Origin of the sequence: Mesorhizobium sp. M1E.F.Ca.ET.041.01.1.1 (assembly GCF_003997355.1) — a bacterium.
GTDB lineage: Bacteria > Pseudomonadota > Alphaproteobacteria > Rhizobiales > Rhizobiaceae > Mesorhizobium.
The window spans coordinates 1-2,536 of sequence record NZ_RZSL01000742.1 but is presented as its reverse complement, the minus strand read 5'-3'; the positions used below and the strand labels follow the sequence as shown (position 1 = coordinate 2,536).

At 67.2% G+C, this 2,536-nt stretch carries 2 protein-coding genes; both read right to left on the bottom strand.

Features of this window, described 5'->3' with window-relative positions; all coding sequences use genetic code 11:
- Positions 1-78 precede the first annotated feature (78 nt).
- Positions 79-1,113: an aldo/keto reductase gene (locus tag EOA38_RS33430; RefSeq protein ID WP_127301238.1), complete on the bottom strand. Its 1,035-nt coding sequence runs from the start codon at positions 1,111-1,113 to the stop codon at positions 79-81.
- 40 nt (positions 1,114-1,153) lie between these two features.
- Positions 1,154-2,341: an MFS transporter gene (locus tag EOA38_RS33425; protein ID WP_127301237.1), complete on the bottom strand. Its 1,188-nt coding sequence runs from the start codon at positions 2,339-2,341 to the stop codon at positions 1,154-1,156.
- Positions 2,342-2,536: the final 195 nt, after the last annotated feature.

Here is a 2,536-nt window from a genome sequence, read left to right as displayed (position 1 = left end):
CTACGTGAGACGACCCCCTCTGGCCTGCCGGCCATCTCCCCCCGCAAGAGGGGAGATTGGCAGCTTCGGCGCCAGCGCTCACACCGCCGGCGGGTCGAGCCGGGCGAAACCTTCCTGACGGCGATAGGGAAAGTAAGGGTAGGGCGCCGTCACCGCGCTTGCTTCATCGAGGGCCTTCATCTGCTTCGGCGTCAATGCCCAGCCGACGGCGCCGAGGTTCTGGCGCAACTGCTCCTCGTTGCGCGCGCCGATGATGACGGACGACACGGTCGGCCGCCGCAAGAGCCAGTTGATGGCGACCTGCGGCACGGTCTTGCCGGTTTCGGCCGCCACAGCCTCCAGGGCATCGACCACCTTGAAGAGATGGGCGTCCTCGACCGGCGGGCCGAAGCTCGCCGTGTCGTGCAGGCGGCTCTTTTGCGGCAGCGGCTGGCCGCGGTGGATCTTGCCGGTCAGCCGGCCCCAGCCGAGCGGGCTCCACACCAGGGCGCCGACGCCCTGGTCGAGGCCGAGCGGCATCAATTCCCATTCATAGTCGCGGCCGACCAGCGAGTAATAGACCTGATGCGCGACGTAACGCGGGTAGCCATGCATCTCGGCCAGGCCGAGCGATTTCATCACCTGCCAGCCGGAGAAGTTGGAGACGCCGACATAGAGCAGCTTGCCCGAACGCACGAGGTCGTCCAGCGTCGAGAGCACTTCCTCGATCGGCGTGGAAGCGTCAAAGGCGTGAAGCTGGAGCAGGTCGATATAGTCTGTGCCGAGCCGCTTCAGCGCCTGGTCCACAGACCGGATCAATCGTGCGCGGGACGAGCCCCAGTCGGCCGGACCGTCGCCCATCGGCAGCGAGGTCTTGGTCGAGATCAGCACCGCGTCGCGGCGGCCCTTGATCGCTTCGCCCAGCACTTCCTCCGAAGCGCCGTTCGAATAGACGTCGGCCGTGTCGAAGAGATTGACGCCGGCCTCCAGGCAGATGTCGACAAGCCGGCGCGCCTCCTTGGCGTCGCTGTTGCCCCAGGCGCCGAACAGCGGTCCTGAACCGCCAAAGGTTCCGGCGCCGAAAGACAGCGCCGGCACTTTCAGGCCGGAGGCGCCGAGACGTCGATATTCCATGATTTCGCTCCTTGTGATGCCGAAGGTGAAAGGGAGCCGGTCAGCACTGTGCCGCGGCAGGCTCGCCAAGCGGGCGGCCGCGCTCCAGGCGCTGCGCCAGGAACACCACGGCCAACGCCGCGAGCGGCACCAGGCCGGCGACAGCTGGGACGGCGCCGAGGCCCGGTCCGTGATCGATGACGAAGCCGCCGAGCCAGGCGCCGATCGCATTGCCGAGATTGAAGGCGGCGATGTTGAAGGAGGAGGCAAGACCCTGGCCGGCGCCCTTGGCCTTCTCCAGCACCCACATCTGCAGAGGGGCGACGGTGGCGAAGGCGGCCGCGCCCAGCAGGCCGACGGCGATGATTGCCGCTATCGGTTGATGCATGGCGGCGGTCATGACGAACAGCGCGGCCGACAGCGCGACGAGCGTGCCGATGACCGTCGGCACCAGATGCCTGTCGGCGAGGCGTCCGCCGAGCAGGTTGCCGGCGACCAGACCGGCACCGAAGACGAGCAGGATCGGTGACACGGCGGCTTCGGAAAAACCGCTGATGCGGGTGAGGATCGGCGCCAAGTAGGTGAAGGCGGCAAAGACACCGACCCAGCTCAGCACCGTGGTCAACAGGCCGAGCAGCACCGGCCGGCGGCCAAGCACGGCAAGCGCGCCTTCGGAGCTTTCCTCCTCGGCGGCCGCTGCCGGCTCGTCGCGCGGCACCAGCAGCGCGATCACGGCAAAGGCGATGACGCCGACCAGCGTCACGGCAATGAAGGTCGAGCGCCAGCCATAGGCCTGGCCGAGCCAGGTGCCGAAGGGCACGCCGAGGATATTGGCGACTGTGAGGCCGGTGAACATCAGCGCGATAGCCGACGCCTTCCGGTTGGGCGCGACAAGGCTGGTGGCGACGACGGAGCCGACGCCGAAGAAGGAAGCGTGCGCGAAGGCGGTGAGCACGCGCGCCGCCATCAGCGTCCAGTAGTCGGGCGCCAGCGCGCAGGCGAGGTTGCCGATGGTGAAGACCACCATCAGGGCAAGCAGAAGCGTCTTCTTCGCCAGGCGGCCAGTGAGCGCGCCAAGCAGCGGCGCGCCGACAACGACGCCCAGCGCATAGCCGGAAATGAGCAGGCCCGCGGCCGAGATCGAGACGCCGAGATCGGCGCTGACATCGAGCAGCAGGCCCATGATGACGAATTCGGTGACGCCGATGCCGAAGGCGCCGGCGGTGAGGGCATAGAGAGCAAGAGGCATGGCAATGGTCCGGTTGGTCAGGAAAGGACGCCCAGTCCCGCGCCCCCGACCGGGAAGATCGTGATCCGTCAAGCTGTGAACCAGCCTTGCGTCAGGCATATTTTCTGTGAAATAGATTCACGAATGGCGAGACCCGAAATCAACCGCTCCGGCGAGAACGAGGGGGTCGTCCGCGTCGTCGAGGCGGGCGATTTT

Bases quoted from the DNA above. Each gene is read 5' to 3' on its own strand.
- EOA38_RS33425 (WP_127301237.1), bottom strand. From the start codon at position 2,341: ATGCCTCTTGCTCTCTATGCCCTCACCGCCGGCGCCTTCGGCATCGGC.
- EOA38_RS33430 (WP_127301238.1), bottom strand. From the start codon at position 1,113: ATGGAATATCGACGTCTCGGCGCCTCCGGCCTGAAAGTGCCGGCGCTG.